Origin of the sequence: Sedimenticola selenatireducens DSM 17993 (assembly GCF_000428045.1) — a bacterium.
Classification (GTDB): Bacteria; Pseudomonadota; Gammaproteobacteria; order Chromatiales; family Chromatiaceae; genus Sedimenticola; species Sedimenticola selenatireducens.
This window is the reverse complement of the sequence record NZ_ATZE01000013.1, coordinates 1-14054: the sequence shown is the minus strand read 5'-3', so window position 1 is coordinate 14054 and position 14054 is coordinate 1. Positions and strand designations below refer to the sequence as shown.

18 protein-coding genes, 1 tRNA gene and 1 pseudogene are annotated in these 14054 nt (G+C 56.3%); 14 read left to right on the top strand and 6 right to left on the bottom strand.

Going from position 1 to position 14054, the window contains the following annotated elements:
- Nucleotides 1–5: 5 nt before the first annotated feature.
- Genes A3GO_RS23705 through A3GO_RS0111705 form a run of 3 tightly spaced genes read right to left on the bottom strand, consistent with a single transcriptional unit; the run spans nt 6 to nt 2296 of the window.
- Nucleotides 6–1187, bottom strand: coding sequence for an MFS transporter (locus A3GO_RS23705; protein ID WP_037375254.1), 1182 nt, complete (start codon nt 1185–1187; stop codon nt 6–8).
- Nucleotides 1188–1213: 26 nt separating this feature from the next.
- On the bottom strand, nt 1214–1564 hold the full coding sequence (locus A3GO_RS0111710; RefSeq protein ID WP_020686281.1) for a DsrE/DsrF/TusD sulfur relay family protein: 351 nt from the start codon (nt 1562–1564) through the stop codon (nt 1214–1216).
- Nucleotides 1565–1624: 60 nt separating this feature from the next.
- Nucleotides 1625–2296, bottom strand: coding sequence for an ArsR/SmtB family transcription factor (locus tag A3GO_RS0111705; protein ID WP_029133558.1), 672 nt, complete (start codon nt 2294–2296; stop codon nt 1625–1627).
- A gap of 441 nt (nt 2297–2737) precedes the next feature.
- Between A3GO_RS0111705 and A3GO_RS0111700 the strand changes: the two genes are divergently transcribed.
- The 4 genes from A3GO_RS0111700 (at nt 2738) to A3GO_RS0111685 (ending at nt 6940) form a co-directional block, all read left to right on the top strand.
- Nucleotides 2738–3646: a LysR family transcriptional regulator gene (locus A3GO_RS0111700; protein WP_029133557.1), complete on the top strand. Its 909-nt coding sequence runs from the start codon at nt 2738–2740 to the stop codon at nt 3644–3646.
- Between the two features lie 285 nt (nt 3647–3931).
- Nucleotides 3932–4240, top strand: a complete 309-nt coding sequence (locus tag A3GO_RS0111695) for a putative signal transducing protein (RefSeq protein ID WP_029133556.1) — start codon at nt 3932–3934, stop codon at nt 4238–4240.
- Nucleotides 4241–4397: 157 nt separating this feature from the next.
- Nucleotides 4398–6512 (top strand): AsmA family protein, encoded by a 2115-nt coding sequence (locus tag A3GO_RS0111690; protein ID WP_029133555.1) that lies wholly within the window; start codon nt 4398–4400, stop codon nt 6510–6512.
- A 143-nt stretch (nt 6513–6655) separates the two neighbouring features.
- Entirely contained in the window at nt 6656–6940 is a 285-nt protein-coding gene (locus A3GO_RS0111685) for an Lpp/OprI family alanine-zipper lipoprotein (protein ID WP_029133554.1), read from the top strand.
- 248 nt (nt 6941–7188) lie between these two features.
- Here the strand turns inward: A3GO_RS0111685 and A3GO_RS23700 are convergent, their stop codons facing one another.
- Nucleotides 7189–8187 carry a L,D-transpeptidase family protein gene (locus tag A3GO_RS23700; protein ID WP_335340039.1) on the bottom strand — a complete coding sequence of 333 codons (999 nt, stop codon included), beginning with the start codon at nt 8185–8187 and terminating at the stop codon, nt 7189–7191.
- A gap of 102 nt (nt 8188–8289) precedes the next feature.
- Here A3GO_RS23700 and mutY point away from each other — a divergent pair, with 102 nt between their 5' ends.
- From mutY to A3GO_RS23695, 5 genes and pseudogenes are all read left to right on the top strand, one after another.
- Nucleotides 8290–9387 (top strand): A/G-specific adenine glycosylase, encoded by a 1098-nt coding sequence (gene mutY / locus A3GO_RS0111675; RefSeq protein WP_029133553.1) that lies wholly within the window; start codon nt 8290–8292, stop codon nt 9385–9387.
- The gene (locus tag A3GO_RS0111670; protein ID WP_029133552.1) at nt 9362–9622 is read left to right on the top strand and encodes an oxidative damage protection protein; all 261 of its coding nucleotides are present in this window, start codon (nt 9362–9364) and stop codon (nt 9620–9622) included. Before mutY ends, A3GO_RS0111670 begins: the two co-directional genes overlap by 26 nt.
- A gap of 145 nt (nt 9623–9767) precedes the next feature.
- Nucleotides 9768–9843: transfer RNA gene (locus A3GO_RS0111660), tRNA-Phe, on the top strand.
- 71 nt (nt 9844–9914) lie between these two features.
- On the top strand, nt 9915–10232 hold the full coding sequence (locus A3GO_RS0111655; RefSeq protein WP_335340038.1) for a toxin: 318 nt from the start codon (nt 9915–9917) through the stop codon (nt 10230–10232).
- Nucleotides 10225–10448, top strand: a pseudogene (locus A3GO_RS23695) (antitoxin). Before A3GO_RS0111655 ends, A3GO_RS23695 begins: the two are co-directional and overlap by 8 nt.
- Before the next feature lie 68 nt (nt 10449–10516).
- Here A3GO_RS23695 and A3GO_RS26715 read toward each other — a convergent pair.
- Nucleotides 10517–10837: a tyrosine-type recombinase/integrase gene (locus A3GO_RS26715; RefSeq protein WP_281179384.1), complete on the bottom strand. Its 321-nt coding sequence runs from the start codon at nt 10835–10837 to the stop codon at nt 10517–10519.
- A complete protein-coding gene (locus A3GO_RS23690) occupies nt 10744–11907 on the bottom strand; it encodes a phage integrase N-terminal SAM-like domain-containing protein (RefSeq protein WP_157606794.1) in 1164 nt (387 codons plus the stop codon). The genes A3GO_RS26715 and A3GO_RS23690 overlap by 94 nt, the downstream gene beginning before the upstream one ends.
- A 139-nt stretch (nt 11908–12046) precedes the next feature.
- Here A3GO_RS23690 and A3GO_RS26125 point away from each other — a divergent pair, with 139 nt between their 5' ends.
- From A3GO_RS26125 to A3GO_RS0111630, 5 genes are all read left to right on the top strand, one after another.
- Nucleotides 12047–12388, top strand: a complete 342-nt coding sequence (locus A3GO_RS26125) for a hypothetical protein (RefSeq protein ID WP_157606793.1) — start codon at nt 12047–12049, stop codon at nt 12386–12388.
- Nucleotides 12389–12486: 98 nt separating this feature from the next.
- A complete protein-coding gene (locus A3GO_RS0111640; RefSeq protein ID WP_029133550.1) occupies nt 12487–12816 on the top strand; it encodes a DUF6572 domain-containing protein in 330 nt (109 codons plus the stop codon).
- Nucleotides 12817–12899: 83 nt separating this feature from the next.
- Complete coding sequence (locus A3GO_RS0111635; protein ID WP_211245092.1) at nt 12900–13289, top strand: hypothetical protein; 390 nt, start codon at nt 12900–12902, stop codon at nt 13287–13289.
- Nucleotides 13290–13450: 161 nt separating this feature from the next.
- Nucleotides 13451–13732, top strand: a complete 282-nt coding sequence (locus A3GO_RS23685) for a type II toxin-antitoxin system RelE/ParE family toxin (protein ID WP_037374394.1) — start codon at nt 13451–13453, stop codon at nt 13730–13732.
- 1 nt (nt 13733) lies between these two features.
- Nucleotides 13734–13994 (top strand): helix-turn-helix domain-containing protein, encoded by a 261-nt coding sequence (locus A3GO_RS0111630; protein WP_029131930.1) that lies wholly within the window; start codon nt 13734–13736, stop codon nt 13992–13994.
- The last annotated feature ends 60 nt before the right edge of the window (nt 13995–14054 follow it).

The window sequence follows — 14054 nt, the reverse complement described above, 5'->3', positions numbered from 1 at the left end:
TGCCTTCAGGCTGGTGTTGCCACCGGCCGGAGCCGACGCTCGATGCCGATCGCGGCAATCAAGGCAAGGATCAGCAACGGCACCACGGCCAGGTTGAGCGTGGCCCAGCCAAAGCGGTCGTAGAGCCAGCCCGCCGAAAGCGTCGCAAGCGCCACCAGGCCGAAAATCGAGAATTCGTTGATCGCCTGGACCTTCATCTGCTCCGACGGGCGATACGTCTGAGTGAGCAGCGCCGTACCGCCGATGAAGGCGAAGTTCCAGCCGACACCAAGCAGGATCAAGGCAGACAGGAAGTGCAGGAACTCGACGCCAAGCAGCGCGATCCCGACATGCGCAAGCAGCAGGACGAACCCGATCTGCATGATGCGGGGCGCGCCGTGGCGCTTGATCAGGTTACCGGTGAAGAACGACGGCGCGAACATCCCGACGACGTGCCACTGAATCACCGGCGTGACGCTAGTGGAGGACAGTCCGCACCCGATCATCGCCAGCGGGGTCGCGGTCATCACCATGATCATCACGGCATAGCCGACCGCTGCACCCAGGACCGAAGCCCGCAGCGCCGGCTGCGCGAGGATCTCGCGCAAAGGCCGCGCAGCACCGCCGGCCGCGACGACCACGGGCTTGAGCCGCACGCACGCCAGCAGCGCCAGGGCGATCACGCTGAGTGCGGCCTGGGCGACGTATGATCCGACGAACAGTCCGCTGACGAACCAGTCTCGCCCCCACTGGCCCAGTTGAGGCCCGAGGAACGCAGCGACGACACCGCCCGCGACCACCCAGGAGATGGCCTTGCTGACATGAGCCGAATCGACCGCCTCTGCGGCGGCAAACCGGTAATAGTTCGCGAAACCCTGGTAGCAGCCCAGCAGCAGATGGCCCAGCACGAAGAGCTCGAACGAGTGCCGCTGCAATCCGAGCGCGGCGATCATGCTGCCGGATACCCCAAGCGCAGCGCCGATCAGGAATCCCGTACGCCGTCCAAAGCGGCGCATCAGGATCGCCGCTGGCAGTGACGCAATCGCCGTCCCGATGACCATGACGACAACAGGCAGCGTCGCGAGGCTCTTGTCGGGCGCGAGCCCGCTTCCAAGAATCGCTGCCAGCGCCATGGACATGACGATGGCTGACAGCATCATGGCCTGGCTTGAAGCCAGGAGCAGAACGTTGCGGCTGCCTGGAAACATTTGTCCCTCCTGGATCGTTCGAGTGCTCAAAACACCAGCACCTTGTCCGCTTCGTCGGTCCACTGGGCGAGTTCGCTCATCGTCGAGCGTCGGGCGCCATCGACCATGTCCTGATCGGTCAAGCCTCGCGCGTCCATGCAGGTACCGCACAAGGCCACCTCGCCCTTGCGCAGGATCTTTCCGAGCATGAGCTGGACGTTGTAATAGCCTTCGGGGACCTTCTGGCCGGCTTTGGCACAGCCGACCGCATCGGCCATCAGGAAGACCCGCACCCGCTGGTCTTCGCGGCCGGCGAGCGCCCCGGCGAGCCGCAGTGCGTTGTAGGCCCGCTCATTGCCGTAGGGCGCGTCATTGATGATGAAAAGCGTGCTGGACATGGCATTGCTCCGTGGTTTTGCATTGAAGTGGATGACGAGTGAGCGGCAGTCCGAGGGCCATCAGTGTTTATCCGCCACCTCGACCGGGAGGCCGGCGGCTTCCCATTCACTGACCCCGTCAAGAATCTTGCGAATCCGATAACCCTTCGCCGCAAGCAGGGCCACCGCCTCATCCGACAGCAGGCAGAAAGGGCCACGGCAGTACGCGACGATCTCCTTGTCGAGCGGCAACTCGGTGAGCCGACGCTCGAGCTCGGCGACCGGCATCGAACGTGCGAAAGGCAGGTGCGCAGTCTCGTACTCGTTTTGCGGACGCACGTCGATCACGACGACTTCGCCGCGCTGCGCGCGCTCCAAGAGGGTTTGACGACCAACAGCCGCAAGCCGGGCGGGATCGGCCACCATTTGACCAAGCGCGACCCGCAACTCGACCAGATGCTCTTCGGCCACCTCCCGCAACATGACCCAAAGCCGGGCGACATCCGGGCCACTGAGCCGGTAGATCACGAACTTGCCGTCGCGGCGCGAGGCCACGAGACGAGCGTCCTTCAGGGCCTTGAGGTGCGCACTGGCGAGCTTGACGTCTACGGCCAGCTCGCCAGCGAGCGTCTCGACGGTCTTTTCTCCTTGCGCCAACAATTCAAGCAATTCCAGCCGCTTCGGGCTGGATACCGCCTTGCCGATCCGGGCCACCTGTTCGTAGAGCAGGTCTTTCAAGAGTCTTTGTTCCATGCGAAGATTCTAACGATCGTACGATTGTTATGCAAGCCTTAGCCCATGAATCCGTATTGAGCGGCGATGCCTCAGGGCTATCACACGCTCAACGTATTTGTTCCATCTTCCAGAACGACCGCTATAAAGCCGAAACACGATGAGATCAATCCCGAGTTGTTGGGAACCTGGTGCGCAGCACGTTGCGTGAAAGGGACCAAGCTGGCGAGAGCTTGGTCAGCTGTGGGATCCACCTGAAATGAGGGAATCACCGAGCGACGGTTCTCGCTCACATCGGATACCGGAGGCTGCGCTGCCGTCGCTCCCCGCATGGTCTGACACTACCCGCAGGCTCGTGTGTGCGCCCTGGCAACGAGGTAATCATCTGACAGGCCCCGAGCGCGGGGTAGGAGTGAGTGGGGTCGGACCGGCCGAACCCAGCAAGGCGAACAGGAGGCCAGGATGGAGTTCCGATTGTTGCGCTATTTCGTCGCCGTGGCCGAAGAGCTGCATCTGGGGCGCGCTGCCGAGCGCTTGGGCATCGAGCAGTCTCCCGTGTCACGGGCGATGCGCGACCTTGAACGCCTGCTGGGCGTGCAGTTGTTCGATCGCAGCTCTCGGCAGACGCGGCTCACTTGGGCTGGTCAGGTGCTGCTCATCGAAGCCAGGCGGGTGATGGCTACCGTAGAACAGGCGGTACAGGCCACCAAGGGAGCAGCCGGCGGCTACCAAAGCTACCTGCGCATCGCCATTTGTGACGGCTTGGCCCTGCCCCGCATCGCCACGCTGCTCGCCGACAGCCGCGAGGATGAGCCCGAGCTGGATATCCGCGTATTCGAGCTGCCGTTCTCGCAGCAACTCAAAGGCCTGCACGACGATCTGCTGGACATCGGCTTTGCGTTGTCGGACGCGGTCACCGCGGGCCTGATCGCCGAGGCGGTCTGGACCGACCCCCTCTCGGTGATCGTGCCGACGCGCCATCCGCTGCTGGCCCATGGCCAGGTCAGGCTGGATGACGCGCTAAAGTTCCCGGTGGTGCTGTGCCATCCTGAGGCGCATTCGGGCTGCTACTACCAGATCCAGGCTGTGCTCGAAGGCGCGACCGTACCGCCCAGAGTGGTGGAACATGTGACGAGCCTGGGCTTGATGCTGACCTTAGTGGGGGCCGGCTACGGTATCGGCTTTGCCGTCGCCTCACAGGTGCGGACCCTGCTCCGTCCGGACATCGTCATCCGCCCCCTGTGCGGCACACCGCCCACGCTGTCGACCTACCTGCTGCGCCGACGGGGCGAGCCCTCGGCGCCCATGAAGCGATTCATCGAGCGGGTGAACGACGGGTCTGCACCGGCCGTTGATCCGCCTGTGCTTTGAGGACGGCCGCTCGCCTGTCCGTTACGACCTGTGGCGTGGTGTGCCAGTAGGCAGATAGACCTCGGAATGAAATCCGATGCTCCGGCTGTCGATGGATGTTCTTGGCACTCTTCGGATCACCCGCAACGGCCTGCGTTGACCAGACCGAAGAATTGAGTCCACAATCGAGTCCATTCCGTGACGTTTGGATCGGAAAATACGTTCTCAATCAACGAGCTAGAAACCGGGCGCTGTTCCCTTCACCCGCTCCAACTCCTTCCCTGGTATTTCTGTTGTAATCCGAATATGCAAAAACTCTACGAATGCCGGGACCGACTGCAGGCGCAGATGCTGCATGACGCCCTCGCGGCACATCATATCCATACGGTTATACTCGGCGACTACCTGAGCGGTGCGGCGGGCGAGTTGTCGGCCATCCAGTTTCCGGTGTTGTGGGTGGTAGAGAACGGGGATTATCCGCTTGCCCGGCAATTGATTGATCGATATCTCGGTGAACCTCAGCCCGATCGCTTGCCCTGGCGCTGCGGCCGCTGTGGTGAGATGGTCGAGGCCACATTCGATATCTGCTGGAACTGCTCGACACCCCGCGATTAAAGGTTAAAAACTGTTTCAGTTGGCGTTTTTGCTTCCGCTGTACGGTGGCACTGAGGCCGATTATGGTTCATGCTTAGAATTGCTTTGGGCCCTGCGATGCGCTTCCTGCGGGGCTTACGGGCGGATATAAGAACAGGACAATAACACGGAGTTTGCGATGGGTAAGTTATTCAAGGTACTTGGCGGTCTGGTGCTGGTGCTTCTGCTGCTGATCGTGGCGGCCGTCATCATCCTGCCCATGGTCATTGATCCCAATGACTATAAGGGTGAGATCGTCACCCAGGTCAAGGAGCAGACCGGAAGGGATCTGAAAATAGCGGGTGACCTGAAGCTCTCGGTCTTTCCCTGGCTGGGCATCGACATCGGTGGACTCGAGCTGAGCAATGCCAAGGGCTTCGGCGAACAGCCCTTTGCCGTGGTCAAAAGTGCGGCCGTGCGGGTCAAGTTGATGCCGCTGCTGAGTCGACAGCTGGAGGTGGATACAGTCGGCCTTGACGGACTGGTACTGAATCTCGCCAAGTCAAAAACCGGTACCACCAACTGGGACGATCTGGTCAAGGGCGGAGCACCAACCGAGGATGACAAACCCCAGGCAGCCAAGGGGAAAGGGCTGGAAGGCTTCGTGATCGGCGGTGTGGACATCAGCAACGCCCGTATCAGCTGGGATGACCGAAGTGCCGGACAACAGTATACGGTGGACCAGTTCTTCCTCAAGAGTGGCGCCATCCGTCCTGACAGCCCGGTGGATCTGGAGCTGGGTGCACAGTTGCAAAGCAAAGAGCCGGAGTTGAACGCCAAGATCAAACTGGACAGTACCGTCTCGCTGGATGAGAAGGCCGGTATGCTGCATCTCAAGGGTCTGAATCTGCAGCTGGATGCGACCAGTCCGCTGTTTCAAAAAGGCAGCATGAGCGCCAACCTGAAGGCTGATGTTGGTCTGGGTCTGAATGGCGAGACACTGTCGGTGGATGGACTCTCCCTCACATCCGATACGTTGCAACTGACCGGCAATCTCAAGGGCAACAATCTGGCCGCCAAACCGGCGTTCAGCGGCACCTTGAATCTGGCCGAACTGAATCTGCGGGAGTGGCTCACCGGGCAGGGCGTGGCGCTGCCCGAGACCGCCGATTCCCAGGTATTGACCCGTTTTTCCGCTGATCTTGAACTGGCGGCACAGGGTGATGTGACCCGGCTGAACAAGGTAGTGATTGCACTGGACGACACCAAAATCAACGGCAACGCCAGTCTGAAGGGGAGTGCGATCGGTTTTGACCTGGATGTGGACAGCATCAACCTGGATCGTTACCTGCCTCCAGTGAAAGAAGAGGCGGCCGCACCTGCCAAGACCGCCGACGCGAAGGGGAGTGGCGACGAACCGCTGTTGCCGGTTGAGCTGTTACGCTCGCTCAATCTCAATGGCTCACTCAAGATCGGCCAGATGGTCATCAAAAAACTGACGGCCAAACAGATTCTGGTCACTGTCAAGGCGAGCCAGGGAAAGATCACGACTGAGCAGAAGATCGGGGCATTTTACCAGGGCAGCCTTAACAGCGTGGTCAATCTGGATGTGGCCGGCAAGACACCGGTCATGCAGTTAGAGGAGCAGGCCACGAATATTCAGGCGGGTCCACTGTTGAAGGATATGATCGCCAAGGACAAGTTTGACGGCAAAGGGAATTTTCAGGCCAAGCTCCAGACCAGCGGTAACAGCATCAACGCCTTCAAACGTGGATTGAACGGCGATCTTGATTTTCGTTTTGAGAATGGCTCGGTCAAGGGTTTCAACCTGGCGCAGATGCTGCGGGAAGGGCAGGCCAAGTTGAAGGGTGAGAAACTGCCGGCCAGCGACGAACCACCTCAAACCGATTTCTCGGAGATGGGCGGTAGTGCCGTGATTCAGAACGGGGTGCTCAACAACCAGGATCTGCTGGCCAAGTCCCCCTTTCTTCGGGTGACCGGCGCCGGCAGTGTGAATCTGGTAGCCGAGACGCTGGATTATCTGGTTAAGCCGGTAATTGTCAGTACCGCGGCAGGACAAGGGGGTGAAGGGCTCGAACAGCTGAAAGGCATACCTGTGCCGGTCAAGCTGACTGGCCCCTATGCCTCGCCCGATTACAGCATCGATTGGGCCCAGGTGGTGACCGGTTCGCAAAAGGCCAAGCTGGAAGAGAAGAAGGCGGAGGTCAAGCAGCAGCTGGACGAGAAGAAGGATGAAGCCAAGCAAAAGCTGGAAAATAAGCTAAAAGATAAGTTGAAGGGGCTGTTTAACTGATTTTTAGTGCAGTTGTGTGATGTTTAGCGCTGAATTCATTTGAGAAGGGCGCAGCTATCCCATATCATATTGACAGGGATACTGCCAGGTTAGCACCTGGCGGGAACTGCGTGGTTAAAACAATACAAAACTAGGAGACGACGATGACCAAGAACACCCTAAAGAAGCTTGCCGCAATGGCGCTTACTCTGGGTTTGGTGACAGGCTGCGCCAGCACCGATCAACTGAAACAGATGCAGGCCGATATTGCTGATCTGAAAGACAGTTCCAGTGCAGCCATGTCAGCTGCGAATGACGCTAAACTGACTGCTGAAACCGCAGATCGCAAGGCGTCTGCAGCCATGAACGCAGCCAATGCGGCTCAGGCCTCTGCCGATGAGTGTGCAGAGAAGTGTGACCGCATGATGCAGAAATCGATGGCAAAATAAGTATTGCCTGAGATTGTGAAAAAGGCCCGGCGGCATGAAAATGTCGCCGGGCTTTTTTTATGGATCGGTGCCAGTAATCTGCAGGTGTTGTTTCGGTTTGGCGATTTGCCCAGGGAGGGGCTTATACCGCGAAGCACATGGATGTGCGTGAGCGGGGTTGCCCGTAGGAGCGGCTTCAGCCGCGAATTTCGCGGATAAATCCGCTCCTACAAAAGCACTGTCGCTCAGGCAACAGCTACAAAACCTGTTTATCGGCCCTGTGATTCGGATGCCACCGGCTCTGACTCGGAGAGCATCAGTGAGTGCGGTGCCGGCGTCGTTGACGGAATGGTCGGTGCCACTGCCGGTGTCACCGGAACCGGTATGCCCCGTTGTCCCAGCGCCGCCTGCTTCATCGCCTCCCAGTCCGGTTTCTGTTGGCTGTCGCCCAAGGCATTGATAATTGCCCGGACCAGCGGGGTGAAATTGATGCCTTCCCGGCTGCGCTGCTCGCTCAGCGGTGGGTGTGTCTCGACGAACAGCCGGCCGTTTTCCCAGCCCGCCTTGTAGGGTTCGTTGATGATCCGTACCGGCGTATTGGGTGCAACCTGATCAAACAGGACGGCAATGTCCTCGGGATAGAGGCGAATGCAGCCGTGACTCACGCGCATTCCCACCCCGTAGGGCTTGTTGGTGCCGTGCAGCAGATAGCCCGCCATGCTCAGGTAGATGGCGTGTGTACCGAGGGGGTTGTCCGGTCCCGGTTTGACCACCTTGGGCAATGGGTTTCCCTTGGCGGCGTGCTCCTGGCGGATCGACTCCGGTGGGTACCAGGTTGGCCCCTGTTGCTTGCGGGTTACCCGGGCGTTGCCGGTCGGCGTGCTCCAGCCTTCCCGGCCGATACCCAGTGGATAGGTGATGACCCGGTCTTCCCCCTTCGGGAAGTAATAGAGGCGCAGTTCCGCCAGATTAATCACGACGCCTTCACGTGGTCCCGGTGGCAGGATGAAGCGAGTGGGCAGGGTGACGCTTGTCCCCTCGCCGGGAAGCCAGGGGTCTACCTGGGGATTGCTTTCGGTCATCTCCGTGTAGCCAAGCCCGTTGGCCCGCGCGATGTCGGAAAAGGTGTCTTCATAGCGGGTCTGGATCTGGCGGACTTCGCCAACAATATCGTTGCCGGGTGCGGGCAGTGGAAAACTGAGGGCATTGCCAATGCCGGGCAGGGTCATGGACAGGGTGTAGATAAAGACGGACAGTAGTGATTTCACGGTGATTAATCGGGTTGTTAAGCGTGCGTCTATTGTGACATAAAGCGTCTGAGTCGTCTGCGAAGCCGTCGGCAGGTGAGAGTTGGCAACCAAGGGGAGATCATGCGGCAGGACCCAAAAGAGTTTTCGGAGCAGATCATTGCCTGGTACAAACGCCACGGACGCAAGGATCTGCCGTGGCAGCAAAATCCCACCCCTTACCGGGTCTGGATCTCCGAGATTATGTTGCAGCAGACCCAGGTCGGCACGGTCATTCCTTACTATGAACGCTTCATGCAGCGTTTCCCTGAACTGCAACAGCTGGCGGAGGCGTCGCTGGACGAGGTGCTGCACCACTGGTCGGGTCTCGGCTATTACGCACGGGCGCGTAATCTGCACCGTGCCGCCAAATGTATTCTGGATGAACATGCCGGCCTTTTCCCCGTAACGCTGGCGGCACTGATGGACCTGCCGGGGATTGGCCGTTCCACCGCCGGGGCCATCCTGTCGTTGGCGCTGGAACAACCCTCTCCAATCCTCGATGGTAATGTGAAACGGGTATTGGCACGCTGCTTTGCCGTGCCCGGCTGGCCGGGCAAGAGTGCGGTGCTGAAACGGCTCTGGTCGCTGTCCGAGGAGCTCACACCGTCGCAACATACACGCGCCTATAACCAGGCGATGATGGATCTCGGGGCAACAGTTTGCCGCCGCTCAAGACCGCGGTGCGACGCCTGCCCGCTGATGCAGCAGTGCCGGGCAAGGGCCGAAGGTGAGCCCACCGCCTACCCACACTCCAGGCCGCGTGCCCGCCTGCCCAGCCGCAAGGTGGTAATGTTGCTGGTTCATGATGGCCGCGGTCGAGTGTTGCTCGAGTCACGTCCGCAAAGCGGCATCTGGGGTGGACTCTGGGGGTTGCCGGAATATGCCGACCGACAGGCGGCGGAGGAGGGGCTGGCGGCCTGGTTTGGCGATAACTATCAGGTGATTGCGGCCTGGCCGGAGCGGCGGCATAGCTTCAGCCACTTTCACCTGCTGATCACCCCCGTGGTGATTAAACTGGCCGGCCGACAGGAATGGGTCATGGATGGAAGCAGTAGAGTTTGGTATAACACTGATAAACCCGACCAGCGCGGCGTCGCCGCCCCGGTATCGCGTCTGATTGAAGAGCTAATACAGCGTTTAGAGGAGAGGGCCGATGAGCCGTATGGTGGATTGCGTTAAATTAAAAAAGTTGGCTGAAGGCCTGGAACGACCGCCTTACCCGGGCGAATTGGGTCAGCGGGTATTCGAGAACATCTCCAAAGAAGCGTGGCAGTTGTGGCTTCAGCAGCAGACCATCCTGATCAATGAGAACCGTCTCTCCCTGGCTGATCCCAAATCCCGCATTTTTCTCGAAGAGCAGATGGTGAAGTTCCTGTTCGAGGGCGGTGGCACCCAGGTCAACTTCACTCCCTGATGTCACCCGGATGGGCAGGCCCGGCAATGGTGGTCTGTCCTTCCAGCGCGCTGGTGCGGCGGGTGAATATATGCAAAATCAGGCCGTTCCGCACATTTCCCTCTTGACTCAGGCAGCGCGTATCGGTTTAATACGCCCTCGCCAAGGCTAGGTAGCTCAGTTGGTAGAGCAGCGGATTGAAAATCCGCGTGTCGGCAGTTCGATTCTGTCCCTGGCCACCAAACACGCAAAACGGCCCGCATTTATGCGGGCCGTTTTGCGTTTTAGCTTTCGGTAATGTCCCGATTGATCGATGACAAAGGCACACGTTGTGCTGGCTTTTTGGGGTATGAAAACCTTCGCATGGAATTCAGAGAAAAATGATCTTCCCAAAGCGAAACCGGGCATCTCTTTCGAAGAAATTGTTCTTAATATCCAGCTGGGAAATGAAGTCGATATCTTCGAATACCCGAATCAAGGGCGACATCCCGGGCAAAAAGTTTCGGTTGTGCTGGTCGAGTGTTACGCCTATCTCAACCTATTCGTTGAAAGCGAGGAGGAGATTTTTCTGAAGACCATCATCCCTAGCCGAAAGGCCCCGAAGCAATATGTGGGTGGTTTAAATGAGTAAGCTGAAATTGGAAGAGAAAGAGATCCTGGAAGCATTCGAGGCGGGTAGGCTCAAGCGCGTCAAAAATGCCGATAAAGAGATTGAGGAGCATCGGATCGTTGCGGAAGAGACTTTCAAAAAGGATGCGCGGATAATATTCGGCTGTCGTCGCAGGACCTCAGGGCGCTTCAGGCGCGGGCTCTGAAAGAGGGAATCCCCTATCAAACTTTGGTCTAAAGCGTGCTTCACAAGTTTGTAGATGGGCAACTCATCCATAAACCGGCTAACAATTAGATCCTCCGGGATTACTCCAGCCGGTCCAATGGGCTTGTCACACCGCCGCCGCCTTTTCCCAGTACATGGGTATAGATCATCGTCGTGGTCACATCGGTATGCCCCAACAGCTCCTGTACCGTCCGAATATCAGAGCCTGATTCCAGCAGGTGCGTGGCAAAGGAGTGGCGCAGCGTGTGGCTGGTGACACGCTTGGTGAGTCCCACTTCCACGGCCGTCTTGCGCACCGCCCGCTGGATTACCGACTGGTGGATATGATGTCGGCGTAGTACGCCTGATCGAGGATCGGGAGCAATGCGAGTGGCCGGAAACAGATACTGCCATCGGAACACTCTTTGGCGGCGTTGGGGTATTTGCGCTCCAGCGCCTCCGGCAGATACACGGCCCCGAAGCCAGCCTTGAGATCTTCTGCATGCTTGTCCGTTACCCAGGCGATATGCCGCTTCAGATGGCCGGCCAGGGCATCCGGCATTGGCACCACCCGGTCCTTTTTGCCCTTGCCCGCGCGGACAGTAATCTGGCGATAGTCGAAGTCAAGATCCAGTATGCGTAGCCTGGCACACTCCATCACCCGCATCCCGGTGCCATACATCAATCGCACCATCAAGCCTGACATCCCTTGTGTCCGGGCAAGAATCTGCGCTACTTCACGTCGGCTTAATACGGTAGGTATCCGTTTATAAGGTTTGGGTCGTTTGAATGTGCCGATGTCGCCCAGCGGTTTTTCCAGGACGCGGGCATAGAAAAAGACCAGTGCGTTCAGTGCCTGGGCCTGGGTTGCCCCGGAAACCTTGCGCCGAACGGCCAAATGCTCTAAAAAGGAAGACACTTCTTGCTCTGCGCAGTCCTCGGGGAGTGAACTTTTGTGGAATCGAAGGAAACGATTGATCCAACCCAGGTAGCTCTGCTCGGTATTGATGGCCAGGTCGGCGACACGAATCGCCGCGATGAATCGGGCATAAACCTTCGGAAAAGCATTGCCCAGCAGATTGCCGGGCCTATCGGCACCCGCGTTGGTCGTCTCATAACTGCGGGCGACCGTTGGATGGCGGTCGCTGAGCGGCTGCCCACCTTCGGCCCAGTGGTCCCAGTCAAACTCGCTCGCCCAGCCCGACTTCAGCATTTGTCTGAACAGCAGCCGCAAGGCATCCACTTTTTGCCGCAATTGCCAGGCGGAGAGCTGCGGGTTCAGTCCCTGTTTGGCAAACCAGTGTTCGATAGCTTCCGGGGTTTGGGTCCGGAGCTTCGCTCCGGGATGCGCATCAATGAACTCCTGGACATGTTTCCGGTACCAGGGCCGGGATCGCTCAGGAATATGAAACAGTTTGAGGACATCAATATACCGTTTCCAAAATTGTTCAACACTGGGAGAAATGGGTTGAGTGTCCGGATCAATAGACATAGCGGCTCCTTGCTGTATGAATCTCCAATAGAGAACAAATATAGAACAGTAAGTCGCTTTTTACAAATAATGCGCGAGCAACATTTCTCAAGAAATGCGCGAGACGCATAATCAGCTGTTATAAATCAGGGAGAGTAATGTGCCAAAAATCTTGTTAGCAATAGTTATCTCTTTTTTGGCCTGTTTCGCATCGGCCGAATGGGCAGTAATTGGCGCGGGTAATGCAACGTGTGAAAACTGGGTAGGTGCTAACCAGAACAAAAAAGCAGAGATTCTTTCTTGGATGACAGGATTTTCAAGCGCGCAAAATCTCAATTTCGTTTCAGAAAATCAACCTGGATATCGGCTTGAGCTTCTAACGTATGATTATTTAACTAATACTATAAATGATACTTGCACAAAGTCTGAGAGCTCAAACGAAAGCATGTCAGGAATTTTGTTTCAGGTACTTACAGATTTTCCGAGAGAAAGTGCAAAGTGATTTATAACAAGCGCAGCCACACTCGCTCCACTGCGTTTCGCTGGACCTCCGTGAGCTTCGCTCACTCCGGCCCGTGCTGCGAACGTTAGCTGTAAAACATGACCATAGAACAAACAGACGTTGTAGATTTCATGGGCTCTGATAATGAAGGAAATGTCATCTTGGCAATTTCTGACCACCTAGAGTGGGATGTTGAAAATGAGCATCTTTTGATGCTTCAAGAAAAAATCAATATATACCTCTCATTCATAGAAAGTGGTGAAATATACGACTCATATAAATCTGCTAAAGGAAAGAGCTTCATCATCAATATTGCATTCATGCATGCACCAAATGAAATTGCTAAGGGCTTTCTTGCGAAAGCCAAGGAGTTAATTAATGAAGCAGGGTTTGATCTCACGTGGGAAGTTAGTGAAAGCAACAGCTAACAAGCCGTTCAAGTCGCGCAAAAAGCGCGCTCGGGTGCTTTAGACGTTATGTGTATAAGAAGCGGAAACATTAGATGCACGTAATGAAAACTTTTCTGATCTTGTTGGCGGCAATTGTTTTTCTAATTGGGCTTGGAGGGTGTAGTGTTGGGCATGGCGATTTCATAGGTTTTAGGAATGATGAAGTCGGAACAATAATGCCATATAAAGAGCCATTTAAGTGGGATAATACCGGAAAATTAAGGAGAGGTGATTTCGCTATTTCTGGACAAGGCCTTACGCATATTATCAAAGATGATAATGGCGATTTAATTTATCATTTTAGTGGACAGGAAATTCTACCCCACTATCAAAAAAAGGAGTGGGTAGGTAAATGTCTGTACTATAAGGTAGTAGATCATAAGACCCACATTATAAAGGCATGGGGCTTCGATGAAGGAGGGAATCCTTTAAGTTGTAGAACTTGGCCGTAAATCATTACAAAGTTGCTATACCACACAAATGCACATAACAAGGCCAGCCAGAGAGATGCAAAAAAACGTCGCTCCGCTTTGTTTTTTGCACCCCTGCTGGCAGCGTTACGCATTAAAATCCTTGTTGACATACTAAAAACAGTATATATACTATATATGGTATGTGGCAAATCTACGAACACCGGAAGGTCCCGAGGCAGCTGAGTAAGATTCCAAAGGAAATCTTGCAACGTTACGAAAAATGGAAAGATATAGTACGACTATCTGGACCTGACGGCTTAAAGCTCATCCGCGGCTTTAATGATGAGGCCTTGAAGGGGGATTGGAAGGGATTTCGCTCGTCGCGACTAAATCAACAATACCGAGTAATTTATACAATTGAACGCGACAATGTTCTCGTAAAAGTTGTAGAAGTAACTCCTCACGACTATCGGAGGAAATGATATGAAAGAGTACCAAAAAGCCAAGAAGACTACGGATGTATCGGTTGGTGATTCTGTTCGCATTATCCGTGAACTACAGGAGCTAAGCCAGAATCAATTAGCCGTATTGACCGGTATTCCACAATCTACTCTGTCAGCGATTGAGAATAATCGAGTGAGCTTGGGTGTTGAAAGGGCGAAGGTATTAGCGAAAGCGCTACGCTGCCATCCTGCCGTGTTGGTATTTCCAGGCTGGGAGCTTGATGATAGTAAAGCAGCGTAACCAGTTGCACCAGCCGATACGACACCGCTGCGCGGCGGCTTCCGGCTGTGCAAAGCGTTA